Raw genomic sequence first — 26,565 nt, forward strand, 5'->3', positions numbered from 1 at the left:
ATATCATGTATTTGCACATTGGCGGTGATGTAGCCATTCACGTAGACCAATTGGTAGGTATCTTTGATTGGCGCATTGGAGAGAGTGCAAATACAGAAAGCTTTTTTAAAAATGCCTATGCCGATTATTCTCTTGAGATGATTGATGCGGAAGATATTAAATCTGTAGTAGTGACTTTTCAAAAAATCTATTTATCTCCCGTATCTGTAATGACTCTAAAAAAACGAATGTTTATTCTAGAGGATCATCTACAAGATGTTTCATTACCAGATGAGTTTATACAAAATGACTCATGCGATTGTATTTGATTCGATGATCTCGGAGGGAATGTCATTGTCCGAAACAAACGCGACTGCGAAAGTATATGATGAAACGCAAATTCAGGTTCTTGAAGGATTGGAAGCTGTTCGAAAACGTCCTGGTATGTATATCGGATCAACCAGTTCAAGAGGTCTTCATCATCTGGTTTGGGAAATTGTAGATAATGCTGTGGATGAAGCGCTTGCTGGTCGCTGTGACCGTATTCTTGTCCAGATTCATCCTGATAATTCTGTGACTGTTGTGGATAATGGCGCCGGTTTTCCAGTTGGAATTCATCCAAAAACCGGAAGACCAGCTGTAGAAACAGCATTAACCGTTCTTCATGCAGGCGGTAAGTTTGGTGGAAGTGGTTATAAGGTATCAGGAGGTTTACATGGTGTTGGCGCATCTGTCGTCAATGCCCTTTCCACATGGCTGAGAGTGGAAGTTCATAGGGATGGAAAAATTTACGAACAGGAATATGAAAGAGGTACACCTCTCTACGATCTACGAGTAATTGGTAGCACAGATCATACAGGAACCAGTGTTTCTTTTAGACCAGATCCTGAAATTTTTACAGAAACAATAGTTTTTGATTCTGAAATTTTACAGAATCGACTTAGAGAACTTGCTTTTTTAAATGCTGGATTGGAAATCATTTTTCAAGATGAACGTGATGGCGGGAAAAAATTAAATTTCCATTATTCTGGCGGTGTTGCGGAATTTGTAGAATTTCTAAATAAATCTAAAGATGTGCTTCATGAAGATCCCGTTTTTGTGAGTGGGAAAAAAGATGATGTAACGGTTGAAATCGCCCTGCAATATAACGACGGTTATTCAGCAACGCTTTTTTCATTTGCAAATAATATTAATACTCATGAAGGTGGTACACACGAATCTGGATTTAAAAGTGCATTAACAAGAGTGATTAACGATTTTGCTCGCAAGTTAAACGCGATAAAAGAATCGGACAATAACTTGACAGGTGACGATGTCAGGGAAGGTTTAACTGCTATTATTAGTGTTAAAGTGCCCGAACCGCAATTTGAAGGACAAACCAAAACAAAGCTTGGCAATTCAGAAGTTCGTGGAATTGTGGAAAGCTTATTTGGTGAAAAATTACAAACATTTTTAGATGAACATCCTTCTGTTGCCAAAAAAATTGTTGAAAAAGCAGTGATGGCTGCGCGGGCAAGAGAAGCTGCGCGTAAAGCAAGAGAGTTAACCAGGCGTAAAAATGCTTTGGAAGTCAGTTCATTGCCTGGAAAATTAGCTGATTGTTCTTCAAAAGACGCATCTATTTGCGAACTCTATATTGTCGAGGGTGATTCAGCAGGCGGATCGGCAAAATCGGGTAGAGATAGAACTTTTCAAGCTATACTTCCAATTCGCGGAAAAATTATCAATGTAGAAAAATCGCGCTTGGATAAGGTACTCTCCAATGAAGAAGTTCGATCTATTATCACAGCGAGTGGAACGGGCATTGGAGAAGATTTTGATATTACAAAAGCTAGATATCATAAAATTGTGATTATGACAGATGCCGATCACGATGGAAGCCACATCCGCATTCTTTTACTTACATTGTTGTATCGATTCATGAGACCACTTATTGATGCGGGTTATGTATATATTGCACAACCACCGCTTTATAAAATTACAAAAGGAAAAAATATTCAATACGCATACTCAGATCAACAACTTGAGCAAATTCTACAAGAAATAGGTCGACAGAATATCAATATTCAGCGCTATAAAGGTCTGGGTGAAATGAATCCGACACAGCTTTGGGAAACCACGATGGATCCGAGTACGCGCACACTATTAAGGGTAACTACAGAAGATGCGATGGCTGCTGAACAAACGTTCAGTATTTTAATGGGCGACAAAGTTGAACCACGCCGTGAATTTATAGAAGAACATGCGCGTTATGTTCGGAATTTGGATATTTAATCTTTCATCATGGAAGAAGAGAGATCTTAGGGGGGATTTAGTTGTCTCAAGATTACATGGGCAAAGTTATACCCATTGATTTAGGTGATGAAGTACGTCAATCCTTTATGGATTACGCTATGAGCGTTATTATCAGTCGTGCGATTCCGGATGTCAGGGATGGATTAAAACCTGTACATCGTCGAATTTTATATGCGATGTACGAATCTGGAATGACACATGAAAAACCATATAAAAAATCAGCACGCATTGTGGGTGATGTACTTGGACGTTATCATCCGCACGGCGATGCTTCTGTTTATGATGCTCTCGTTAGACTGGCCCAAGAATTTTCAACACGCTATCTATTAGTGGATGGACATGGAAACTTTGGTTCTGTAGATGGAGATTCTGCGGCTGCCATGCGTTATACAGAGTCTCGCATGTCAGCTATTGCGATGGAATTATTAAGAGATATACAGAAAGAGACTGTTAATTTTGGTCCTAACTACGACGAAAATGAACAGGAGCCACTTGTATTACCTGCCCGTTTTCCAAATTTATTGGCAAACGGATCGTCCGGCATTGCAGTAGGAATGGCTACAAATATCCCTCCACACAATTTACGCGAAGTCATCAATGGTGTTGTTGCTATGATTGATCATCCAGATGTCACAGTATCAGAATTGATGAATTATATTAAGGGACCCGATTTTCCTACTGGTGGCATTATTCTGGGTAGAGATGGCATTCGCCGTGCTTATGAAACTGGTCGTGGCAGTATAACGGTCAGAGCAAAAACAGAATTTGAAGAAATGTCGGGTGGGAAAACTAGAATTGTAGTTACGGAAATTCCATATCAACAAAATAAAGCCAGATTAGTGGAAAAAATTGCAGAATTAGCAAGAGACAAAAAAATAGATGGTATTACTGATCTTCGAGACGAATCTGACCGAAACGGCATGAGAATGGTTATAGAATTGCGCCGGGACGTAAGGCCTCAAGTTGTATTAAATAATCTTTTTAAATTTACTGGTTTGCAAACAAATTTCGGCATCATCAATTTGGCGTTGGTTAATGGTGAGCCTAAAGTACTTAATTTGCGCCAAATGCTTTATCATTACTTGGAACATCAAAAAGAAGTAGTCACACGAAGAACGCAGTATGATTTAAGAAAAGCTGAAGCAAGGGCCCATATTCTTGAAGGGTTAAGAATCGCACTTGATCATTTAGATGCGGTTATAGCCTTAATACGCGCTTCTCAAACAGTTGATGAAGCAAGAGAGGGATTAATTCAACGATTTGGATTATCGCAAGAACAAGCCCAGGCAATATTGGATATGCGTCTTCAGCGTTTGACTGGTTTAGAAAGAGAAAAAATTGAAGCTGAGTATGCAGAATTGCAAAAATTAATCAGTGAGTTACGGGCTATTCTAGCCGATGAATCGAGATTAATGGGCGTCATTCGAGAAGAAATTATACAAATTCGCGATAAATTTGGTGATGAAAGACGTACAGAGATTGTAGCTGCAGAGGGAGATATCAATGAAGAGGATCTCATTCCTGTACAAGACGTTGCGATTACCATAACGCATGCTGGTTATGTCAAGCGTATTCCATTGTCAACTTACCAAAGCCAGCGTCGTGGTGGCCGTGGTATGACCATGATGGGAACTCGAGAAGAAGATTTTGTTGAGCATTTGCACATCTGTTCTTCCCATAGCCCGGTTCTCTTTTTTACGAATCGTGGAAGAGTATACAATCTTAAGGCATATGAAATTCCTGAATTTAGTCGCCAGGCTAAAGGTGTGCCCATCATTAATTTGCTGAACATTGAACAGGGTGAAAAAATTACTGCAGTTATTCCGCTTGGAACCATAGCTGAAGAAGATATGGAACAACTAACCTTGTTCTTTGCAACAAGAATGGGCATTGTCAAGAAATCTGCTCTAAGTGAATACGCCAATATTCGAAAAACAGGCTTAATTGCACTTCATTTAAAAGAAGATGATGAGGTTATTTCGGTAAAATTAACAAACGGTAGTAAGGATATTATTATGGCGACTCGCTGCGGGCTCTCCATCCGCTTTCCTGAATCCGATGTAAGAACTATGGGTAGAAATGCAACAGGTGTCAAAGGAATTGCTCTTAATCCGAATGATGAGCTTATAGCTATGGATGTTATTGAGGAAGATCATGAAGTGCTGGTGGTTACCAGCCGAGGCTATGGTAAAAAAACACCCGCTGACGACTATCGTACTCAATCTCGTGGCGGAAAAGGCATTAAAACGTTAAACTGTACAAAGAAGAATGGTGTAGTTATTGCATTAAGAATGGTAACTTCACAAGATGATTTAATGATTATTACCAATGCAGGAGTAGCTATACGCATTCACGTTGCGGATATTTCTACACAAAGCCGAAATACTCAGGGTGTTAAATTGATTAATGTGCCAGACGGTGAGGAAGTTGCAACAGTAGCTCGTGTCATAACGACAGACGATACCGAAACAGAAGAAGATTCGATCTAAAAATCATATCTACGAGGAGTGGTCTAAATGTCTCCTTTAGAAATTTTTGCAATACATCAAGCTGCAGGATTTTTGGCGCTTGGGGTAATTGTGGGATTATCGTATCTTGTGTTTCATGCTATATTACCGCGTAAATAAAGTGTGCTAGTGTAGAATTCTTTACTGAAACAATGCAGAAAATCCTGATGAAACAATGAATCCCTGTCTGATCACATTAAGTGAACAGGCGGGGATTTCTTATGAATCGTAACAAAGAATAAAATCATAAAAATTTTTTTCAAAAAGGGGTTGCAAAAAAGTTTGGAGGGAGGTAAGATAATCGCTGTCGCTGCAAGAGGGGACGCGAAAGAGAGCCTTGGCAGCGAGAGAACCTTGAAAACTAAACACGCACAAGAATCACCAAACGCCAGAGAAGAAGTGCCCGAGTTCGAGAGAGCGAGGGAGAAGGAATTAGACATTGAGAGTTTGATCCTGGCTCAGGACGAACGCTGGCGGCGTGCCTAATACATGCAAGTCGAGCGGGTATCGAGAGATACCAGCGGCGGACGGGTGAGGAACACGTGGGGAATCTGCCTAACAGACCGGAATAACGCCTGGAAACGGGTGCTAAGGCCGGATAGGCGCATGAGGCGCATGCCTGATGCGGGAAAGGATGCTACGGCATCGCTGAGAGAGGACCCCGCGGCGCATTAGCTAGTTGGTAGGGTAAAGGCCTACCAAGGCGACGATGCGTAGCCGACCTGAGAGGGTGACCGGCCACACTGGGACTGAGACACGGCCCAGACTCCTACGGGAGGCAGCAGTAGGGAATCTTCCGCAATGGGCGCAAGCCTGACGGAGCAACGCCGCGTGAGCGAGGAAGGCCTTCGGGTTGTAAAGCTCAGTCAAGGGGGAAGAGCGGCAAGGAGAGGGAATGCTCTTTGCGAGACGGTACCCCGAGAGGAAGCCCCGGCAAACTACGTGCCAGCAGCCGCGGTAATACGTAGGGGGCAAGCGTTGTCCGGAATCACTGGGCGTAAAGGGTGCGTAGGCGGTTCTGCAAGTCTGGGGTGAAAGGCCAGGGCTCAACCTTGGGAATGCCTTGGAAACTGTAGGACTTGAGTACTGGAGAGGCAAGGGGAATTCCACGTGTAGCGGTGAAATGCGTAGAGATGTGGAGGAATACCAGTGGCGAAGGCGCCTTGCTGGACAGTGACTGACGCTGAGGCACGAAAGCGTGGGGAGCAAACAGGATTAGATACCCTGGTAGTCCACGCCGTAAACGATGAGTGCTAGGTGTTGGGGGGTACCACCCTCAGTGCCGAAGGAAACCCAATAAGCACTCCGCCTGGGGAGTACGGTCGCAAGACTGAAACTCAAAGGAATTGACGGGGGCCCGCACAAGCAGTGGAGCATGTGGTTTAATTCGAAGCAACGCGAAGAACCTTACCAGGGCTTGACATCCCTCTGACGATACCAGAGATGGTAGGTCCCTTCGGGGCAGAGGAGACAGGTGGTGCATGGTTGTCGTCAGCTCGTGTCGTGAGATGTTGGGTTAAGTCCCGCAACGAGCGCAACCCTTGACCTGTGTTACCAGCACGTAGAGGTGGGGACTCACAGGTGACTGCCGGCGCAAGTCGGAGGAAGGCGGGGATGACGTCAAATCATCATGCCCCTGATGTCCTGGGCGACACACGTGCTACAATGGGCGGCACAACGGGAAGCGAGAGAGCGATCTGGAGCGAACCCCTGAAAACCGCTCGTAGTTCGGATTGCAGGCTGCAACTCGCCTGCATGAAGCCGGAATTGCTAGTAATCGCGGATCAGCATGCCGCGGTGAATCCGTTCCCGGGCCTTGTACACACCGCCCGTCACACCACGAGAGTTGGCAACACCCGAAGTCGGTGGGGTAACCCGAAAGGGGGCCAGCCGCCGAAGGTGGGGTCGATGATTGGGGTGAAGTCGTAACAAGGTAGCCGTATCGGAAGGTGCGGCTGGATCACCTCCTTTCTAGGGAAGAGAGAGGGGTTTGGTGGAGAGGCGTGCGTGTTTAGTTTTGAGGGTTCTCGGGAGAGAACTTAGCGAAAGCTACTTATGCCTTGAGAGAGGGATAAGCTCGAAGGACCTTGAGAACTGAATCAGCAAGAGGGAAGCAAGGTGAAGGTAGAAAGGGCGCACGGAGGATGCCTAGGTGCCAGGAGCCGAAGAAGGACGGGGCGAACACCGAAATGCCTTGGGGAGCTGTACGCGAGCGAAGATCCAGGGATGTCCGAATGGGGGAACCCACCGGTCGTGATGGGCCGGTACCGCTATCTGAATGTATAGGATAGACGGAGGGAACCTGGGGAACTGAAACATCTCAGTACCTGGAGGAGAAGAAAACAAGAGTGATTCCGCAAGTAGTGGCGAGCGAACGCGGAAGAGCCTAAACCATGATGGTGGAGAAGGGGACCCCCGTTGCCATCATGGGGTAGAGGGGATGCGCAGCCAGGCAGGGTCTTGCCTGGGCCGAAGGAGACAAGGGAGCCAAACGACATGGGAAGGTCGGCCAGAGCGGGTGAGAGCCCCGTAGGCGAAGCTTGTCGAGGGAGGTAGCGCAGGCCCCAAGTACCGCGGGACACGAGGAACCCCGTGGGAATCCGGGAGGACCACCTCCTAAGGCTAAATACTCCCTGGCAACCGATAGCGGAGAGTACCGTGAGGGAAAGGTGAAAAGAACCGCGGGAGCGGAGTGAAAGAGAACCTGAAACCGTGTGCTTACAAGCAGTCGGAGTCCGAAAGGATGACGGCGTGCCTTTTGTAGAATGAACCGGCGAGTGATGGTGATAAGCGAGGTTAAGGCAGGGAAGCCGGAGCCGAAGCGAAAGCGAGTCTGAAGAGGGCGAGAAGTTGATTGCCATCGACCCGAAACCGGGTGAGCTACCCCTGGTCAGGGTGAAGTGCGGGTAACACCGCATGGAGGCCCGAACCCACCGGCGTTGAAAAGCCGGGGGATGAACTGGGGGTAGGGGAGAAATTCCAATCGAACCCGGAGATAGCTGGTTCTCCCCGAAATAGCTTTAGGGCTAGCGTCACGGATGAGGGACGGAGGTAGAGCACCGATGGGGTGCGGGGCCCGACCAGGGTTACCAAGCTCCGTCGAACTCCGAATGCCGTTTCATTGAACCGTGGCAGTCAGACTGCGAGTGCTAAGATCCGTAGTCAAGAGGGAAACAGCCCAGACCAACAGCTAAGGTCCCCAAGGGTGGTTAAGTGGGAAACGATGTGGCGGTGCATAGACAACCAGGATGTTGGCTTAGAAGCAGCCATCATTGAAAGAGTGCGTAATAGCTCACTGGTCGAGTGACGCTGCGCGGAAAATGTAACGGGGCTAAACCACACACCGAAGCTATGGCTGTGGGAAGACCACAGGGTAGGGGAGCGTTCCATAAGCGGAGAAGCCTTCTTGAGAGGGAAGGTGGAGGTTATGGAAGTGAGAATGCCGGTATGAGTAGCGAAAAGAGGGGTGAGAATCCCCTCCGCCGAAAGCCCAAGGTTTCCTGGGGAAGGATCGTCCACCCAGGGTTAGTCGGGACCTAAGGCGAGGCCGAGAGGCGTAGTCGAAGGAGAACGGGTTGAGAATCCCGTACCAGATGGATTTGCATGACTGAAGGGGTGACGCAGGAGGCTAGAGCGAGCGGCCGGATGGAAGAGGCCGTCCAATCCGCAAGGGGGTCGCGCAGGGAAAACCGCGCGGCGAGAACTCTGAGCGGTGATGGGGAGGGAAGAAGAGTACCGAAGCGCTCGAGGTCACACTGCCAAGAAAAGCCTCTAGGGAGAATGCATCTGCCCGTACCGGAAACCGACACAGGTGGGCGCGTGGAGAACACGGAGGCGCGCGGGAGCACTCTCGTTAAGGAACTCGGCAAAATGGCCCCGTAACTTCGGGAGAAGGGGCGCTCTGAAGAAGAGCCGCAGTGAAAAGGCCCAAGCGACTGTTTAGCAAAAACACAGGTCTCTGCGAAGCCGAAAGGCGAAGTATAGGGGCTGACGCCTGCCCGGTGCTGGAAGGTTAAGAGGAGGGGTGAGGGCGAGAGCCCGAAGCTCTGAATTGAAGCCCCAGTAAACGGCGGCCGTAACTATAACGGTCCTAAGGTAGCGAAATTCCTTGTCAGGTAAGTTCTGACCCGCACGAAAGGCGTAACGACTTGGGCGCTGTCTCAACGAGAGACCCGGTGAAATTGTAATACCTGTGAAGATGCAGGTTACCCGCGGCTAGACGGAAAGACCCCGTGGAGCTTGACTGTAGCTTGATATGGGAGACGGGCATGTCATGTACAGGATAGGTGGGAGACACAGAAGCATGGGCGCCAGCCTGTGTGGAGTCGATGTTGGGATACCACCCTTGAGATGCTAGTCTTCTAACCTGGCACCCTGAATCGGGTGTGGGGACAGTGTCAGGCGGACAGTTTGACTGGGGCGGTCGCCTCCTAAAAGGTAACGGAGGCGCCCAAAGGTTCCCTCAGCGCGGATGGAAACCGCGCGGGGCGTGTAAAGGCACAAGGGAGCTTGACTGCGAGACGGACAGGTCGAGCAGGGACGAAAGTCGGGCTTAGTGACCCGGTGGCACTGCGTGGAAGGGCCATCGCTCAACGGATAAAAGCTACCCCGGGGATAACAGGCTGATCTCCCCCAAGAGTCCACATCGACGGGGAGGTTTGGCACCTCGATGTCGGCTCATCGCATCCTGGGGCTGAAGTCGGTCCCAAGGGTTGGGCTGTTCGCCCATGAAAGCGGTACGCGAGCTGGGTTCAGAACGTCGTGAGACAGTTCGGTCCCTATCTGCCGTGGGCGGAGGATACGTGAGAGGGTTCGTCCTTAGTACGAGAGGACCGGGATGAACCGACCGCTGGTGGACCAGTTGTCCTGCCAAGGGCACAGCTGGGTAGCCAAGTCGGGGAGGGATAAGCGCTGAAAGCATCTAAGCGCGAAGCCTGCCTCAAGATAACGTATCCCATTCCGTCAAGGAAGGAAGACCCCTTATAGACGATAAGGTAGATCGGTCCGGCGTGGAAGCGTCGTGAGGCGTGGAGCGGACGGATACGAATCGGTCGAGGCCTTCACCAAGGAAAATCCCTCTTGCTGAGACAGTTGGAAAGGAAAGAAGAGTCTGGTGACCATAGCGGAGGGGATACACGCGTACCCATCCCGAACACGACCGTGAAGACCTCCAGCGCCGAGCATACTTGGGGTGAAGACCCCTGGGAACCTAGGTCGTTGCCAGGCAACAGGAGTACAGGTGGCTGTTAAGTGTGGAGTTTCCCTCCTTGGGAATTCTGCCTTACAGCCACTTTTTTGTTTTATAAAAATGATTACAATAGAAATTATTAGATAAGTAAATACCTAAAATTACGATGATTTTGTCTATAAGGCGATTTTGTGGCAAATGATATAGAAGTCTACTCATTTGCCTTTCCTTTTACTTTGTTGAATTGACACCTAAAATTCTTCACTGTTATAATCCACGCAATATTTATCCGATACGGCGCGGGAGGATAGAAATTCGGCGCATTTTAACTGATTCCAAGGGGGACTTAGGTTGTCTAACCAATGGGAAAATAAATTTGTTAAAGAGGGATTGACGTTTGATGATGTATTGTTGATTCCTGCTTATTCAGAAGTACTTCCTAAAGATGTGGATGTAAAGACGAAAATTACGACTGATATCACGTTAAATGTCCCCATTGTAAGTGCCGCCATGGATACAGTTACAGATGGTTCATTGGCTATTGCTATGGCAAGAGAAGGCGGCATTGGCATTATACACAAAAATATGACGATAGATCAGCAAGCAGAAGAAGTGGATAAGGTAAAACGTTCTGAAAGTGGGGTAATCACTGATCCAATATACTTGACACCGGATCACCCTATTCAAGATGCAGAATCTTTGATGGCGAAATATCGGATATCCGGTGTGCCCATTGTTGAAGGAGAAAATCGTAAATTAGTTGGAATTATTACAAACCGTGATTTACGTTTTGAGAAAAATTATAATCGTCCGATTCGTGAAGTGATGACAAGCGGGAATTTAGTGACTGCGCCTGTTGGAACGACGTTATCTGATGCAAAAGAAATACTGCGCCAACATAAAGTCGAAAAATTGCCTCTGGTAGATGCGAATGGAATTTTACGAGGACTAATTACGATTAAGGATATTGAAAAGGCTCGACAATATCCACAGGCTGCAAAAGATGGTCAAGGAAGATTGCTGGTTGGAGCCGCAGTGACAGTGTCAGCAGATTTGTATCGTCGAGCAGAAGCACTTGTTGCTTCGCAAGTGGATGTACTGGTTGTTGATACAGCACACGGCCATTCAAAAGGAGTTATAGAAGCCGTTAAAAATTTGCGCAAACAGTTTAGCCACGTACAGATTGTAGCTGGTAATGTAGCTACAGCTGAAGCAACAGAGGCTTTAATTGATGCGGGTGTCAATGCAGTAAAAGTGGGCATTGGACCGGGTTCTATTTGTACAACCCGAGTGGTGGCTGGCATTGGTGTCCCACAGATTACAGCTATCTATGATTGTGCTAGTGTAGGAAGGCGCAGAGGAGTGCCTATTATAGCTGATGGTGGGATTAAATATTCGGGTGATATTGTCAAAGCATTAGCTGCTGGCGCTCACACGGTCATGATTGGATCTTTGCTAGCTGGAACTGAGGAGAGCCCTGGTGAGATTGAGATATATCAAGGAAGACGTTTTAAAGTTTATCGGGGTATGGGTTCGATTGGTGCTATGAAAGCTGGCAGTGGAGACCGTTATTTTCAAGGAGAGGCAAAAAAATTAGTTCCAGAAGGCATAGAAGGTCGTGTTGCCTATCGTGGACCTTTGTCAGAAATCCTCTATCAATTAGTGGGTGGTTTAAGAGCAGGTATGGGTTACTGTGGGGCATCCACAATAGAAGATTTGCAAAATCATGCCCAATTTTTACGAATTACGTCAGCTGGATTGCGAGAAAGTCATCCGCATGATGTGCATATTACCAAAGAAGCACCAAATTATAGTATCTAAGAATCATTGCTAGATGGCTGGTCCTGAATACAGGCGGAATTGCCGTTGTGATATACTTATACACAGCAGAAGATTAGCTTGTGTATATTATTGTGGATAACTTTTTGCTAACAGTATTAATGGCAGAAGATACATGGGGAGGAACTACAAGTGGCAACCAATGTGGGAACCGAACGAGTTAAACGTGGTATGGCAGAAATGCAAAAAGGCGGCGTCATTATGGACGTCATTAACGCGGAACAAGCAAAAATTGCAGAAGCAGCTGGTGCTTGCGCAGTTATGGCACTGGAACGGGTGCCTTCCGATATTCGAGCGGCTGGCGGAGTTGCCCGTATGGCCGATCCGACCATAATTGAAGAAGTAATGAAGGCTGTCTCTATTCCAGTCATGGCCAAATGCCGGATCGGCCATATTGTTGAAGCTAGAATTTTAGAGTCTCTCGGTGTGGATTATATTGATGAGAGTGAAGTTTTGACACCTGCAGACGATAAATACCATGTGGATAAAAGAAAGTTTACCGTGCCATTTGTCTGCGGCGCACGTGATTTGGGTGAGGCATTGCGGAGAATCGCTGAAGGAGCTTCTATGATTCGGACGAAAGGCGAACCGGGAACAGGCAATATTATTGAAGCGGTTAAGCATCAGAGAATGATGCAAGCGAAAATTCGTGAAGTGCAAAATATGTCCACTGATGAGTTGTACGCAGAAGCCAAAAACTTGGGCGCTCCTTTTGAACTGCTTCTTGAAGTGCACAATACTGGTAAATTACCTGTAGTAAATTTTGCAGCTGGTGGAGTTGCCACCCCTGCTGATGCTGCCTTGATGATGGAATTAGGTTCAGATGGTGTTTTTGTGGGTTCAGGTATTTTTAAATCGGAGAATCCTGAAAAGTTTGCTCGTGCAGTGGTTCAGGCCACGACGCATTATCAAGATTATGAATTGATTGGTGAACTTTCCAAAGGTTTGGGCTCGCCAATGAAAGGAATTGACCTGAATACATTGCGAGATGAAGAGCGGATGGCTGTACGCGGCTGGTAAAGATCGAAACAATAGATTGCAGCCCGTGCTTATTGTACGGGCTGTCGTTTTCAAGAAGGCAGGTGAACCATGATGAAAATTGGTGTCGTGGCCGTACAAGGGGCATTTCGGGAACATCAACGAATGCTCAATCAATTAGGAGTTGACACTATTGAAATTAAGCGCAGTCAACATCTAGAGAATCTGAATGGTATTGTTTTGCCTGGTGGCGAGAGCACATCAATTGGAAAATTGATGAGGGAATATGGATTAATAGAACCCATTCGTGAAATGGTTCAGCAAGGTACTCCAATTTTTGGTACATGTGCGGGTATGATTGTTATGGCGAAAACAATCAGTAGTGGTGAGGAACCGCATTTGGCTGTTATGGATGTTACGGTCAGCCGAAACTCTTTTGGTCGACAAAAAGATTCTTTTGAAGCAGATTTGGATATGGATGTCATCGGATCGACACCTTTTCCAGCGGTTTTCATTCGTGCGCCACATATTGAAAGTGTAGGCGAAAATGTTCGCGTGCTTTCCAGGTATCAGGGACGTATAGTCGCGGTTCAGGAAAAACATTGTTTGGCTATTTCATTTCATCCAGAATTGACAGATGATAGCCGTATTCATCAATATTTTCTCGAGAAAATCGTACAACCTTCTCTACAAACTGTCCGCTAAGCTTTTACACTTTTTAAAATTATATAAACGAAGCAAGACAAAGTTTAAGACAGTTTATGCATTCTAAAACCTGACAAAAGATGGTGACCGAAACAATGCTCGATATCAAAGCTATTCGACAGGATCCAGAATTTTTTCGCCGGGGTATTGCACGCAAAAAAACAGATCCAGAATTGATTCATCAATTGCTAACAATGGACGAGTCATGGCGTGCAGCATTGGCCGAAGTGGAACGTTTAAAAAATGATCGCAATCGAGCGAGTGAAGAGATTGCCAAAAAGAAAAAGTCAGGTGAAGATGCGTCCGAATCGATCCGTCTTATGAAAGATGTATCGGATCGGATTAAACTTTTAGATGAGACTGTGCGGGAACGCGAAGCGGCAGTCAAAGATTTGCTTTTGTCCATCCCTAATGTGGCGCATGAGTCTGTTCCGGATGGAGATTCGGAGGAAGACAATGTCACTCTTCGTCATTGGGGTGAAAAACCGCAATTTAGTTTTGAGCCTAAGCATCATTATGAGATTGCTTCACAATTGGATATTGTTGATTTTGAGAGGGCTGTAAAGATTACCGGCAGTCGTTTTATTTTATACAAAGGGCTAGGTGCACGTCTTGAAAGAGCATTAGCCAATTTTATGCTGGATTTTCAAACGGAGAAGAATGGCTATCAAGAAATGTTTCCTGCTTTTATTGCCAATGCGGATAGTTTAGTTGGCACAGGAAATTTACCTAAATTTGGAGAAGAAATGTTTCGTTTGGAAGGACTTCCGTATTACTTAATACCTACTGCTGAAGTTCCTTTAACAAATTATTATCGTGATGAAATTCTCAGCATTGAACAATTGCCAGTTAAATTTGCTGGATACAGTTCCTGTTTTCGAAGTGAAGCTGGTAGTGCTGGCAAAGATACCAGAGGCTTGATTCGCCTGCATCAATTCCAAAAAGTCGAGTTGGTTAAATTGGTGTTGCCAGAAAATTCGTATGCTGAGCTTGATAGCTTAATTGAGGATTGCGCAGATATTCTTGAAGCGTTAGAGCTTCCTTATCGAGTTGTAGAAATATGTACGGGCGATCTCGGTTCAAAAGAAACAAAAAAAATTGATCTAGAAGTGTGGTTTCCTGCTCAACAGACCTACCGGGAAATCAGTTCTTGTTCTAATTTTGAAGACTATCAGGCAAGACGTGCCAACTTGCGTTTTCGGCGAACTGAAACATCAAAACCGGAATTTGTGCATACATTGAATGGGTCGGGTCTTGCCATAGGGAGAACCTTGGCTGCTCTGTTAGAAAATGGCCAACAATCGGATGGCAGTGTACGCCTGCCTAAAGCGTTGGTTCCCTATATGGGCGGTATCGAGATCGTTAACTAAAGAAAATATAAAGAATCGAAGATAAAGTTTAACTTTGATGTTGAAATAAATGAGGGCATTGCGGGGGAGTCAGGAGGCTGTTTGTGAAAGTTTCTCATTTTGAATTGCGTCTTTCAAGCTCAGATCTCAATCAAATGCTTGCAGAGATTGCACCAGATGTAAAAGTTAAAATTTTGGATATAGGAGATAGTGGTATTCACGGGCAGGTTAAACTACTCGTGTGGAATATTGATTTTATAGCAAAACCGTCTGCAGATTGGGCGAGTGATGCTGTAAACTTAGATATTTCTGCTCACAAATTGGTGAATATCCCATCCTCTATTGTTGAGCGTCAGCTCCGTGAAGCATTGAAAGATGGTCCGCCAGGAATCGAGGTTCTAAGGCAAAGTTTACGTGTTCATGTGCCTTCTTTGATACAGCCGCTTGGTGTGGAATTAAGAGTTAAGGACATCCATTGTCAACCTGGATATTTAGTCTTGGCTGTTGAACAACTTCAATTACCTCTCCCGCAAAATTTGTTCCAAAGCCATTTGTTGACTGCCGATCCGAAATCCAACTTAAAAACGAATATAGTGGATAAAGCATAGGAGATTGTATGAGATATGGGTGAACAAAGAGAAAGTGATTCAAGTGATAGAGAGAAACTAGTAAACGTGTGCGATATGATTTTTTGCCAGAATGGACTATAATATGTTTGTATGCACCCGTAGCTCAGGTGGATAGAGCGGTGGTTTCCTAAACCGCGTCTTGCGGGGGTTCGAGTCCCTCCGGGTGCGCCATACATAAACATTCCGCGTCACTACTGGTTTTTCTCCGGTTAGTGACGCGAATCATTTTCCGGCTTGAATCCATCAAAGGACTCGGTCTCACCCAAATCGGCAAGGGATTTTCGGTGGGAATTCGAGTCCCTTTTTTGTGCTGCGACCGCGTCCTAGAATTTTGTTTCTCTCACCCTAGAAAATGCATCCATGTGCGCTTTATCATGGTTATTAGAAGGAGGCAAGAAAATGGAACAAATAACTGATGGACCACAGGAACAATCAAGGGAAGAACCACAGAGACAAAAAGGTGTGTTCAAAAGACGGGATTTGGTTTTGGACAGGATATTGAATTCGGAATCAGAAGGAAAGGGACTGGGACAAGAAGACGCACTAGAGTACATTTTGAAATCGTGTCGCGCTGAGAACTACCGGGAACGAACGCTTACGGATTACAGGCGAATATGGTCGTGGTTCTTTGAGGTAATTGACACTCCGTACGTAAACGAAGTGACCCCACACCATTTTCGACAGTACATCACGACGATGTTGGATGAACGTAAGATTTCACCGCGAACGGTTAATATCCGACTGACGGCATTGAAGGCCATATTTAATCGCCTGCACAGGGAAGGCGTCCTCAAAGAAAACCCTGTGTCACAAATCAGGAAGTTGAAAACTGACGAGAAGAGCCTTCCTCTGATGTCTGAGGAACAAATTAAGCGATTGTTTGCTGTAATTGACAGAACAACATTCGCCGGAAACAGGGACTATGTGGCTATGCTTGTGATGCTAAAAGAAGGACTACGCAATAACGAGGTCATGCAGTTAGAAATTGGGGATGTCGATTTTGACAACAACGTGATACTCCTCCCTGGTTCGAAGAACAAGAACCGTAAAACCAGGGCTGTACCGATGTCATCCAAAGTGAAGACTGAGATACGAACCTTAATTGAGGAAACTCAAACATACTTCGCAAACGTGAAATACGTATTTACCAATCAGTTTGGTGTACAACTCAAAGACGACTATCTTCGTAAGCGAATGCACTTGTACGAAAGGAAGGCTGGTATTGCTGGACAATGTCAATGTAGCCCGCATGTGCTTCGCCATGTGTTTGCGACCCGATTTGCAAAACTCAACGGTAACCTACGAGCCTTGCAGCAAATACTGGGGCACGGTGACATTACAAACCACTCAAATCTACATCAACTACACGAACCGTGATGTCAAAGACCAATACGACGCAATGCAGGCGCTAGATACATTAGACGTTTAATCTTTACCGTTTAGGTTCCAAAGGCGGAGTTTCCGCCTCGTCATGTACCTGAATATCGTTACTTTCCCAGAATAACGAAATTGCCCTCATGTTTTCACCTTAACTCCTAGATTCTCCACCGACACCCGAGATATAATGTAGACAAACAACACGGTTGTAAGAGTTTGCTTACCGCAAGGTGTATGTCCCCTAAATCGCTCTTCTTGTTGGCTGGATGCCGCAATCATTGTCGAGCAGTTCCCCGGACAGAATTCTTTTTTGGAATCGGTCACGGATTGACACCCGTAAGTTGGACATAGCTCTCTTTTTCTAGCGTTTTCTTAGACTTTCACATTTTCTTTCGGTTTTAATCCGGTATCACAATGCTTTTTGTGAAACTCGACCGGCGATAAGTAGTGCAGGCTGGAATGCATCCTTCTTTCATTGTAATATTCCATGAATGAAACTACTTCCCGATATGCCTGTGTATAACTCTCAAATTCAAAGCGAGAAAAACAGTCATCTTCCAGTATCCTGTGAAAAGATTCGATATGAGCATTCATATTTGGTGTCTTTGGCGGTATCCGCTCATGCTCCAGCCCAAGTTGTTCACATGTGGATTCAAACAGGTGACTGACAAACTGTGGCCCATTGTCGGAACGAATTACAGGCAACTCGGATTTCCCGTATAATTTTCGTTTCCAGAGCGCACTTTTCAGTGTATTTGCAGCATCTGTAGCCTCGCAGCGCAACCCAATATGGTAGTCCACAATTTGTCTGTCATACACATCAATATACGACAGCACGAAGAAGAATCGATCTTCACCCGTAATATAGCCATACTTAATATCCACTTCGAACAATTGATTCGGACCCGTGATATCTCGGTTTCTAGCCAATTTCCGAGGATGCTTTTCCTTCAATTTGCGTTGTGGCTTAAGGATCTTCAATTCCTTGCAAAGCCGATATACCTTTTTCTTGTTGATAACCAACTGGTACTTTCTCTTTAATAAATAGGTTAACTTGAGATATCCATAGGCAAAACCATCTCCTTCTATTTCATTCATAATCCATTCCTTGGCCTGCTCGTCACTTACCTTGCTGCCATCTTGTGTATAGGTATATTCGGTTACAGGACGCCCTCCAGCAGTCGTTCTCGGCTGTGGTTCATGTGTCTGCTGATAGTAATAGGTGGACCTAGAAACCCCCACGATGCGCAGCACGATGGTGACTGAATACCCGGCTGTGATCCACTTGTGTGCAATAGCTATTTTATCCGCAAGTGAGGGTTGGCTTTTTTTAACAGGTCACGCAAAATGTGATTTTCGAGTGCCTGATCAGCTAATGCCTTTCGTAATTTATCATTCTCAGAAGCCAACTCTGAACGCTCTTCAACGACCTGTTGGTAATCATCTGAAGTGACATGTGTTGGTATACCTTTTGATTTTCCAGGCGTTATACCTGTCTTCTTAAACTCACGAGTCCATCTACCAACCATATTGGCATTTAGATCGTGCTTCCTTGCCACAATAGTAGGACTACCAGTTTCCAGACATTCCTGGACGATCTGTTGCTTGAACTGTGATGAAAATTTCCGTCGTTCCATAAAGACAACCTCCTGTTGCTTCTAGTCTCCTATACTTTAGAGAGGTTGTCCAACCTGATTTCGGGGCTTAAGAGGTCAAACCAGACGACGTTGCACACGACTTCATCTCGGTAGAGTGTGTTGGGTTCGACACGATCAAGAAATATGAGGCATCAGACGAAATGTCTAAGTTCGAAGCCTATCTCCGTTGGAACTTGAGGGCCAATGAAGTAAAGCCTTCGTTGTTTGTGGTATCTCGGCACGGAGATTACGTCGTGGAGGCCATCGCGACAGTTTCAAAGAAGGAACTCCTCAAAATCCCCCACCCCAAGGTGCCGGAAGCGATCCCGGGCTATCCTATTACGTCATTGACTGCGAAACAATTGGCAGAATGCATTGCAATCGGAAGGTCAGTGGCCAAGTAATCAAATAACCTCGGGAAAAACCCGAGGGTTATAGCACTGAGTTTAGATTTGAATCCATTAGACTTGTCAACAGGCTCCTCCTGCGCTGCAAATTGAGGTGTGCGCTATTTGACGCACACTCCAATCCTGTCCTTGATGCCAACCGCTCTGGCTGCCCCGTTGAGGATTTCCCACGCGCGGGCACGTTTCAGAGGGCCACCCTTTCGGCTCTCAAAGAGCGGGTCAGTGGCTTTTGCATCAGGACGTGTTGCGAGGTATTCGGCTATCGCCTTCGTTACGCTGGCACCTACTGCAAAACTTTTGCGCTTCCCCGTTTTCTGTTCGGTCACGACCATGCGCTCCTTGATTCGTCCTTTAGAGTCCGTCACATCGCCGACTCGCAAGTTCAGTAGGTCGGACACCCTCAACCCACTGTTGATGCCGAGCACAAACAGCGCATGATCTCGGAGACTAGTTCCCCGGAGATACTTTTTCATCGCCTCAAGTTGACGACGATCCCTGATCGGTTCAACGAATTCCATTCTCATCACGGCTCCTTTCACTAGAAGCCACAATGTATGACAAGAAGGTATTTTGTTTGGTTCGCGGCTGACCAACTGCGACTGTTCGTAGCACAAACAACTCGAATCGCCCGCCCAGTGCGGCTTTCAGCCCTATTTAGTGAGCAAACACAAAATCCATTGTGTATGGTAGTCGCACAGATTGGATTGCAACAAAAGTAATAGTTGTGAAGAGAACGCTTGTTCTCTTCGTGGACAGCCGGATATAATTCTCATAGCGGCTTCGATATTTTTCTTCCCGAATTATCGTACAGGCAGGACTTTCAGTCTCATCACTGGAATGGTATTAAGTAACGTTCGGCGGTATCGCTGAATCAGGGGGAGTTTTTATGTCAGTAGATAAGTACAGCATACCAGCCGTGCGAGTGTCACGCAGGAGCGGCATTTCTATAGAGTTCGGAGATAGCCTTGATCTATATCATGAGTGGGAACGACCGACTGTCATAATTTCTGATGGCCCCTATGGAGTTAAGGGGTTTCCCGGCGATCCTGTATCGGTTGATCCTCTCCCAGAGATGTATGAACCTCACATTCGTAAGTGGTCGGAATATGCACTACCATCAACCACGCTTTGGTTTTGGAACACGGAACTCGGATGGGCAACCGTTCACCCTATTTTGGTCAAATACGGTTGGGAGTATCGTAGTTGCCATGTTTGGAACAAAGGATTGGGTCATGTCGCAGGCAATGCGAACTCAAAGACGCTGCGTAAGTTTCCCGTCGTAACTGAGGTATGCGTTCAGTATGTGCGTAGTGTAAAACTCCCCGCAAAGGGGTATAAAGAGCCGTTGCCATTGAAGGACTGGTTACGGGCTGAATGGGAACGGACTGGTTTGCCTTTGTATAAGACGAACGAGGTGTGTGGAGTTAAAAATGCTGCTACTCGCAAGTATTTCACCAAGGATCACCTGTGGTATTTTCCACCATCAGAGGCGTTTCAAAAATTGGCTGACTACGCGAACGAGTATGGCAACCCGGAAGGCAGACCGTATTTTTCTGCGGACGGAAAAAATCCGTTGACAGGCGGAGAGTGGGAATTGATGAGGGCCAAATTTACGTGCCTGTTTGGGGTGAACAACGTCTGGGACGAGCCTCCAATCCGTGGTCAAGAGCGAGTGAAAATTGGAAGTAAAGCGTTGCACCTCAATCAAAAACCACTGTCTCTAACTAAGCTCATTATCGAGTCTTCATCTGATGAGGGAGACGTTGTATGGGAACCGTTTGGTGGAATGTGTACCGGAGCGATTGCATCACTGGAATTGAATCGACGCTGTTACAGTGCAGAAATATTGCCTGAGTTCTACGACGTTGCAGCTAAAAGGCTGGAGGATTTTCAATGAGTAAAGCACCAACAAGAGTATTACCCACGGCTAAGGACAAGCATTTTGAATTGTGGAGTAGAGTCAGGCAGAGCCTAGCTGCTCTCCCGTCCTATTTCGCATCAGAAACCAACATCGAAGGGCTTCGGGCAACGGACATACACACCCTGAACACAACTTTGGGGGCGACGATTGAAGAACAGGTGGTTGCTTCACTTAACAAAATGCGGGCGGTTTGGGACCCGGATGACAAATATTCATTACATAGCTTTATTAGGCAGACACAGACTTTTCCTGATGTCCTTTTTGCTAAGCGGGACCCGGATACAGCGCAACTCTCCGATATTATTCTAGGCATTGAGTTGAAAGGCTGGTATGTGCTTGCTAAGGAAGGTGAACCTAGCTTTCGTTATCAGGTGACTCCGGCTGTGTGTACCTTGATGGACATGGTTGTGATTGTTCCGTGGTATCTGTCGAATGTTATATCCGGTGTTCCGAGGGTTTTGAAACCTTACATTGAAGCCGCGAAATATGCGGCGGAGTATCGCAACTACTGGTGGCAGAATCTCAGAGAAGCCAAGAGCGATGTGAGAATAGAGAGTCCCACATCAGTTAGTCCATACCCGAAGAAATCCGATAAGATTTCCGACAAACCCAAGTCGGATGGCGGTGGGAATTTTGGCCGATATGCCCGAACCGGAATCATGGATGACTACATAAAAGCATTGGATCAAGAGGAAGTCACTGGAATTGCAATCCAATACTGGCGCGAGTTTTTTAAGTTATTCCAGCAAGATGAAGATCAGGCGAGGATTCGTTCAGCGTTAGAACGTTTGCGGGTCAAGGTACAAAAGGAAAAAGACGCAGATGTGGAATCATTGTCAACATTATGGAGAGAAATAGGTGAATTGCTAGGCATCAATTAACATATAAGAGTGAGCCGTCCCACACCGGGCGGCTTTTCACTACCGAACCAAACTACTGCGCGCTCTCTTGAAACAGCACAAGTATCCAGTTTTCCTCTTCCACCGTCGCCCCGCACTCACAAAACACCGCCTTATCCGCCACCTCGATGAGCGTAACCTGACCAACGGTCACACCATCGCCCCAACGCTGTTCTGCTCCGCAATTTTCACAACGGATGATGAACATACGGCGTCACCTCCCTTGACTCGATAAGACGAGGATACAGCGGAGGGGGAGGGGCGTTGATGTTGTGGGGGAACAAGAAGGGGTCACATGTAGAACCTCAAGCTATTTTATGTGAGATTTCTATTAAATAAACTCGTAGACTCGTACAGAGGATTCGCCGAGTGATAGAAGTCAAATATCAGTGTGGGTAAATATTAGGAGGCGAAACTGTGGCAGGGGTATTTATTTCTCATTCTTCAAAAGATAAAGTGTTTGCAAGAAGGCTACAACGTGATTTAGCAAATATGGGATACGAAACATGGCTTGATGAGAAGAACATTGGCGTGGGTGATTCAATTGTAGACAAAATAAATGACGGACTCGGCGATGCTGATTATGTTGTTCTTGTTTTATCTCGGAATTCTATTGAGTCAGAGTGGGTTAAACGAGAATGGCAGTCGGCTTACATGACTGAGACGGAGCGAAAACAGCCATTTCTTTTGCCAGTTTGCATTGATGACTGCGAAGTTCCCCAATTGCTGAAAGCCAAGAAATATGCGGATATGTCCGACGAAAATTATGCTGTTGGACTGGTTGAGCTTGTTAGTTCTATTAGCCCGATGATTAAGTCGAGAGAAAGCAAGGTTAATTTATCGGTACTGCGAGAGCACGACCATTCAAGTCAATTTGGTGAGATACTGTCGGAATTGTACATTCTCGCTATTCCATTATCAGCAACTATTGCGAAGACACTTGTTTTGGCCGAAAAGAACGGGAAAAATAGCCTCGCACAGTTCTGTCGAAACGAATTGGCTGGATGGACAGACGAATCAATCGATCCCGAAGAAATAACTCATCGACAGGTTCTGGTGTTTCTATCACCTTGGAAAGCAAACTTTCAATACATTGGTTGGAATCAAAATGCCTCCGCGTTAATTGAGCACGTGAAAGAACGAGAATATAGCATACAAAGTAAGTATTTTTTCAACTACCCGATTTCTAAAGTTGAAGAACTGGCGCGAAGAGCGTCTGATGAAAATGGGGTAATTTTCTTTGAAACAGATGCCAGTGTAATCGTTCCGGACGCAAAACCGGGTATTAAACTTTTTGGCTATGCTCGTGGAACTGCATATTTCGATATGCTAGAAGCAACTCGCTCTGAGCTTGCGAAGCGTTTGATGGCTGAAATCCCTTCGGCAAGTTGAGAGGAAACAAAGAAAAAAGTCTATTCACTCGAACTATCCGTCCTTGTAGGGGTGATTACAAATAAGTGAATCCGAGGAAACATTGGGGTCAGAAATGCTTCGTGATAAGTTCATAGAATGTATTGTGGAGAGTTGTGATATTGTCCGAAAAAACGTAAATCAACTCAGTATAGTAGCCTTTACACTAACTACTGGGCCAGTTACCACTATTGAGAGCATACTTAACAGGGGTTACAGGCCGTTAGCCGAATTTCACGACCTGTATCAGACAATCTTGAACGAACAAAGATGTGGCAGGCTTGGAATAGCATTCCTAACTTTTTACTGTGGAGTATTTGATGATCCTTCTGCAATTGGGTTACAAGTTAGGGCACGAAAAATTTATCAGTCTGCAATGGAGTTTAGAAATCTTCATTTGTGGGAGTTGGCGGTCTGGACGGCAGGCTTGGCAGAGGCGTCTTTTAATCAAATAGGGTACAAGAGCGAAGCTCGAACAGCACAAAAACTTAAATTTGAAATGACATTTAATGCACTTCCGTGGTGGCCAAAGGCGTGTAATAAAGAACATTTCAAGCGCAGGAAATTGATACGCTGGAAGATTTCGGTTTTTGTAAAAAAACGCTCATGACCCTTCGGGACACAGGCTATGATGAAAATGGTCATGGCTTTTTTGTTTGCTAAGAATCTCGCATAATGGAGACGAATCCGACCAGTTCGGTTCTGCTTTGTGGTGGTTTGACCCCGATAAAAAAACTGAATGGACAACCCTCGAAGCACAGGATATTGGACCGAGAGTCCGAGTAAAAAATCTTCAATGTCGGGTTGTCTTCGGATTCATCATTCTGTGGGATGGAGGTTGTCATTCATGATGGAAGCCATTCTTGAGCGGTGTGCTGGGCTGGACGTACACCAGGAATCTGTAGTCGCCTGTGTGTTAACAGGCCCACTGGATCGCTCGCCCAAGTCTGAAATCCGGACGTTTGGCACGATGGTTGAGGATCTACTAGCGCTTGCAGATTGGCTCAACGAGAGTGGCTGTACGCATGTCGTCATGGAGAGCACGGGGGTCTACTGGAAGCCCGTCTGGAACGTGCTTGAAGCCTTTGATTTTGAATTGCTCCTCGCCAATGCGCACCACATCAAAAACCTCCCTGGACGTAAGACCGACATGAAAGATGCAGAGTGGATAGCCAAACTCCTTCGCTCTGGTCTCATTGAAGGTAGTTTCGTCCCTTCTCAAGAAACACGGGATCTGCGCGATCTGACTCGGTACCGGAAGAAGCTCGTACAGGATGCTACTTCCGAGAAAAACCGAATTCATCGACTCCTGCAGGATGCAAACATTAAACTGACTACGCATATGTCGGATATCTTCGGGGTATCCGGACGAATTCTGCTACAAAAGATTATGGACGGCGAAGTCATTACATTGGAGTTCCTAGAGTCGGAGATGAAGGGTGCACTACGGCATAAATCAGCCAAATTGCTGCAGTCACTGAACGGTCGCTTACGAAGACATCACCGAGATATGCTGCGATTTTCCTATGAACACCTGCAATTCATTGAGAAGGCCATTCTGGAAGTAGAGCAAGAGATACGCGCTCACATGGCGGATAAGCAGGAAGCTTTTGAACTCATTACGACCGTACCCGGAATTAATGCAAATGCGGCAGCAATCATCTTGGCTGAGATGGGTACCGACATGGAGCAGTTCGGCGGTGACAAACAATTGGCGGCATGGGCCGGACTCAGCCCAGGAAATCATGAGAGTGCAGGTAAAAAAAACGGGTTCGGTCCCGAAGCGGGAACAGTGCTCTAAAAGCAGTGCTTTGCGAATGTGCCTGGGCAGCAGCACGAACAAGAAATACCCGCCTGTCCGCCCGTTATTGGTTATGGGTCCGTAAGATGGGCGTCAAGAAGGCGCTTGTCGCTCTCGCTCATACTCTGCTTCGGATTGTGTACCACATCCTGCATCGTAAAGAACGGTATACAGAGCTTGGTCCAGATTATCTAGATAGTTTCAGGCAACGTAGTGAAGAACGTCGGGAAGCGGACATGATTCGTAGGTTGCAAGAGAAGGGATTCCAGGTATCTAAACCTTGATACCGATGCGAATATCCAGTCATTCCGCGAGACTGTAGTGACAGCCTCTATTTCCGTTCGTCCATATTCGATCGAGACTCTTCAGCTGATACGGACTCATTTTCGTAAAAAAGCTTCGTTTGCATTATGGAAATATGGTACGGATTATTGGTCAGCACCGTTACGGACATTTCTCGTTGGCAACCTTCCTGTCACCTTCATTTCTGCGATTGCTTATATGTCTTCAGGTCTACAGTATGAAGGGGAAATTACCCACAATTTTTGGGACGCTTTATATCTTAGCGGCGTAACTATAACTACTTTAGGATATGGTGACGCAACCCCTGTCGGATTTGGGAAAGTTGTTGCAGTAGTTGAGAGTATGTTTGGTATATTGCTGTTTAGTTTTGTTTTGGTTCTGTTTACTAGAAAATACATAGATTGATCCTTGTCCAAATGTGAAACTCAATACACTCCTCTCCCACGCGCCATTTCAAGCGACCACCACGTTTGCGGCGTTTGAAGGCGGTTCTCAGGCGTTTAGGGTGCTAGATGACCAATGGTATCGTCATGGGTTCGGAAAATCGAAGACAGGCCAATCTGTGCGGCCTGTCTTCCTGATGCTATGGGATATTGTTCCTCTTCGGTGGCGGCACTTCAAATCCAATTGCAATCACTCAACTCCACAGTTTGATTTGAAACTCCTGTTCAAACATGCTGCGCCCAAGGTTTGTCACAACAATTGACCGTCGAATTTCTCCTTCTGCAATCCACTCCAGTTCGGTCAGGCGACGAGTGATACCCACAGCAATTGGCCCGCCAATGTGGTGACGACGCTCTGTCCAATCAATATGGCGCGGGATCGGTTCTGTGTGGTTTGTCTTAACGCCGAATTCGTTAAGCCACTGGCTGCCTGAAGGGGTAAGCTGATAGCTTTCTTCCCCCTCTTGAAAGTACCCTTTTTGTACAAGTGCGGTGGTAAAGGCCACTCCAAGTTCTCCCGCTAAGTGTTTGTAGCAGGTGCGGGCAAATCGGAGCTTTTTTGCTTGTTCAGATTCTCGAAGGGAACGGATCGGAGAAGGGGGTGCAATTTTCGCAATCGCTTCGATAATCTCAGCCACTGAAGAACTCGATAGTCGATAATAGCGATGCCGACCTTGAGTCTGAACGGTTAGAAGTCCACCGTCCACTAATTTAGTCAAATGCGAACTCGCAGTTTGCGGTGACACCTTGGTAATCCGGGACAATTCGCCAGCAGTTAATGCCTTCCCGTCAGCGAGGGAAGCCAGAATTGTTATTCGAGTTTGATCGCCGATCAGGGCGGCGGTAGACGCGATGTTTTTGTACATATTCATATTTCGATCATACGTGAAATATCTGC

20 protein-coding genes, 1 tRNA gene and 3 rRNA genes are annotated in these 26,565 nt (G+C 46.2%); 20 read left to right on the forward strand and 4 right to left on the reverse strand.

The features are described 5' to 3' along the window. The first annotated feature begins 5 nt into the window (after window positions 1–5). The 13 genes from remB to ACOJUR_RS01245 all read left to right on the forward strand — a co-directional run bounded on the left by remB (window position 6) and on the right by ACOJUR_RS01245 (window position 16,846). Window positions 6–308 carry an extracellular matrix regulator RemB gene (gene remB, locus ACOJUR_RS01185; RefSeq protein WP_203114891.1) on the forward strand — a complete coding sequence of 101 codons (303 nt, stop codon included), beginning with the start codon at window positions 6–8 and terminating at the stop codon, window positions 306–308. A 19-nt stretch (window positions 309–327) separates the two neighbouring features. Continuing rightward, a complete protein-coding gene (gene gyrB / locus ACOJUR_RS01190) occupies window positions 328–2,253 on the forward strand; it encodes a DNA topoisomerase (ATP-hydrolyzing) subunit B (protein ID WP_420949044.1) in 1,926 nt (641 codons plus the stop codon). A gap of 56 nt (window positions 2,254–2,309) precedes the next feature. Then, window positions 2,310–4,763 carry a DNA gyrase subunit A gene (gene gyrA / locus ACOJUR_RS01195; RefSeq protein ID WP_203115491.1) on the forward strand — a complete coding sequence of 818 codons (2,454 nt, stop codon included), beginning with the start codon at window positions 2,310–2,312 and terminating at the stop codon, window positions 4,761–4,763. A gap of 453 nt (window positions 4,764–5,216) precedes the next feature. Continuing rightward, a 16S ribosomal RNA gene (locus tag ACOJUR_RS01200) occupies window positions 5,217–6,752 on the forward strand. A 146-nt stretch (window positions 6,753–6,898) separates the two neighbouring features. Next, a 23S ribosomal RNA gene (locus tag ACOJUR_RS01205) occupies window positions 6,899–9,848 on the forward strand. Between the two features lie 42 nt (window positions 9,849–9,890). Beyond that, window positions 9,891–10,007: ribosomal RNA gene (gene rrf / locus ACOJUR_RS01210) — 5S ribosomal RNA — on the forward strand. Together the 16S, 23S and 5S rRNA genes form the textbook arrangement of a ribosomal RNA operon. A gap of 313 nt (window positions 10,008–10,320) precedes the next feature. Continuing rightward, window positions 10,321–11,790, forward strand: coding sequence for an IMP dehydrogenase (gene guaB / locus ACOJUR_RS01215; protein ID WP_072873717.1), 1,470 nt, complete (start codon window positions 10,321–10,323; stop codon window positions 11,788–11,790). Between the two features lie 162 nt (window positions 11,791–11,952). Beyond that, window positions 11,953–12,828, forward strand: a complete 876-nt coding sequence (gene pdxS / locus ACOJUR_RS01220; protein ID WP_255567419.1) for a pyridoxal 5'-phosphate synthase lyase subunit PdxS — start codon at window positions 11,953–11,955, stop codon at window positions 12,826–12,828. Between the two features lie 72 nt (window positions 12,829–12,900). After that, window positions 12,901–13,491, forward strand: a complete 591-nt coding sequence (pdxT, locus tag ACOJUR_RS01225; RefSeq protein ID WP_072873739.1) for a pyridoxal 5'-phosphate synthase glutaminase subunit PdxT — start codon at window positions 12,901–12,903, stop codon at window positions 13,489–13,491. Window positions 13,492–13,586: 95 nt separating this feature from the next. Next, the gene (gene serS, locus ACOJUR_RS01230) at window positions 13,587–14,861 is read left to right on the forward strand and encodes a serine--tRNA ligase (RefSeq protein WP_420950482.1); all 1,275 of its coding nucleotides are present in this window, start codon (window positions 13,587–13,589) and stop codon (window positions 14,859–14,861) included. 83 nt (window positions 14,862–14,944) lie between these two features. Then, the gene (locus ACOJUR_RS01235) at window positions 14,945–15,448 is read left to right on the forward strand and encodes a hypothetical protein (protein ID WP_420949045.1); all 504 of its coding nucleotides are present in this window, start codon (window positions 14,945–14,947) and stop codon (window positions 15,446–15,448) included. A gap of 113 nt (window positions 15,449–15,561) precedes the next feature. Next, window positions 15,562–15,640 (forward strand) — tRNA-Arg (locus ACOJUR_RS01240). Between the two features lie 228 nt (window positions 15,641–15,868). Continuing rightward, window positions 15,869–16,846, forward strand: a complete 978-nt coding sequence (locus ACOJUR_RS01245) for a tyrosine-type recombinase/integrase (protein WP_420949046.1) — start codon at window positions 15,869–15,871, stop codon at window positions 16,844–16,846. 372 nt (window positions 16,847–17,218) lie between these two features. Here ACOJUR_RS01245 and ACOJUR_RS01250 read toward each other — a convergent pair. Together ACOJUR_RS01250 and ACOJUR_RS01255 are read right to left on the reverse strand one after the other, a co-directional pair. Then, window positions 17,219–18,483 (reverse strand): IS3 family transposase gene (locus ACOJUR_RS01250; protein WP_420949004.1). Its coding sequence is split into 2 segments (ribosomal slippage): window positions 17,219–18,162 and window positions 18,162–18,483, totalling 1,266 coding nucleotides; the frame shifts between segments, so codons are not numbered across the junction. Between the two features lie 508 nt (window positions 18,484–18,991). After that, window positions 18,992–19,408 (reverse strand): tyrosine-type recombinase/integrase, encoded by a 417-nt coding sequence (locus ACOJUR_RS01255; RefSeq protein WP_420949047.1) that lies wholly within the window; start codon window positions 19,406–19,408, stop codon window positions 18,992–18,994. Window positions 19,409–19,776: 368 nt separating this feature from the next. On the opposite strand from ACOJUR_RS01255, the gene ACOJUR_RS01260 reads away from it, so the two are divergent. Both ACOJUR_RS01260 and ACOJUR_RS01265 read left to right on the forward strand, forming a co-directional pair. Continuing rightward, on the forward strand, window positions 19,777–20,787 hold the full coding sequence (locus ACOJUR_RS01260; RefSeq protein WP_420949048.1) for a DNA methyltransferase: 1,011 nt from the start codon (window positions 19,777–19,779) through the stop codon (window positions 20,785–20,787). Then, complete coding sequence (locus tag ACOJUR_RS01265; RefSeq protein WP_420949049.1) at window positions 20,784–21,692, forward strand: hypothetical protein; 909 nt, start codon at window positions 20,784–20,786, stop codon at window positions 21,690–21,692. Before ACOJUR_RS01260 ends, ACOJUR_RS01265 begins: the two co-directional genes overlap by 4 nt. A 52-nt stretch (window positions 21,693–21,744) precedes the next feature. Here ACOJUR_RS01265 and ACOJUR_RS01270 read toward each other — a convergent pair whose 3' ends face one another. Continuing rightward, window positions 21,745–21,918 (reverse strand): hypothetical protein, encoded by a 174-nt coding sequence (locus tag ACOJUR_RS01270; protein ID WP_420949050.1) that lies wholly within the window; start codon window positions 21,916–21,918, stop codon window positions 21,745–21,747. A 209-nt stretch (window positions 21,919–22,127) separates the two neighbouring features. On the opposite strand from ACOJUR_RS01270, the gene ACOJUR_RS01275 reads away from it, so the two are divergent. The 5 genes from ACOJUR_RS01275 (at window position 22,128) to ACOJUR_RS01295 (ending at window position 25,629) form a co-directional block, all read left to right on the forward strand. Continuing rightward, complete coding sequence (locus tag ACOJUR_RS01275; protein ID WP_420949051.1) at window positions 22,128–23,102, forward strand: toll/interleukin-1 receptor domain-containing protein; 975 nt, start codon at window positions 22,128–22,130, stop codon at window positions 23,100–23,102. Between the two features lie 94 nt (window positions 23,103–23,196). Continuing rightward, on the forward strand, window positions 23,197–23,730 hold the full coding sequence (locus ACOJUR_RS01280; protein ID WP_420949052.1) for a hypothetical protein: 534 nt from the start codon (window positions 23,197–23,199) through the stop codon (window positions 23,728–23,730). Window positions 23,731–23,967: 237 nt separating this feature from the next. Next, window positions 23,968–24,921, forward strand: coding sequence for an IS110 family RNA-guided transposase (locus ACOJUR_RS01285; protein WP_420949053.1), 954 nt, complete (start codon window positions 23,968–23,970; stop codon window positions 24,919–24,921). An 86-nt stretch (window positions 24,922–25,007) separates the two neighbouring features. Further along, complete coding sequence (locus tag ACOJUR_RS01290) at window positions 25,008–25,205, forward strand: hypothetical protein (protein ID WP_306955528.1); 198 nt, start codon at window positions 25,008–25,010, stop codon at window positions 25,203–25,205. A gap of 37 nt (window positions 25,206–25,242) precedes the next feature. Then, a complete protein-coding gene (locus ACOJUR_RS01295) occupies window positions 25,243–25,629 on the forward strand; it encodes a potassium channel family protein (RefSeq protein ID WP_420949054.1) in 387 nt (128 codons plus the stop codon). Between the two features lie 232 nt (window positions 25,630–25,861). Here ACOJUR_RS01295 and ACOJUR_RS01300 read toward each other — a convergent pair whose 3' ends face one another. Continuing rightward, window positions 25,862–26,539 (reverse strand): ArsR/SmtB family transcription factor, encoded by a 678-nt coding sequence (locus ACOJUR_RS01300; protein WP_420949055.1) that lies wholly within the window; start codon window positions 26,537–26,539, stop codon window positions 25,862–25,864. Between the last annotated feature and the right edge of the window lie 26 nt (window positions 26,540–26,565).

It is taken from the genome of Alicyclobacillus tolerans, assembly GCF_048984885.1.
GTDB lineage: Bacteria > Bacillota > Bacilli > Alicyclobacillales > Alicyclobacillaceae > Alicyclobacillus_I > Alicyclobacillus_I tolerans.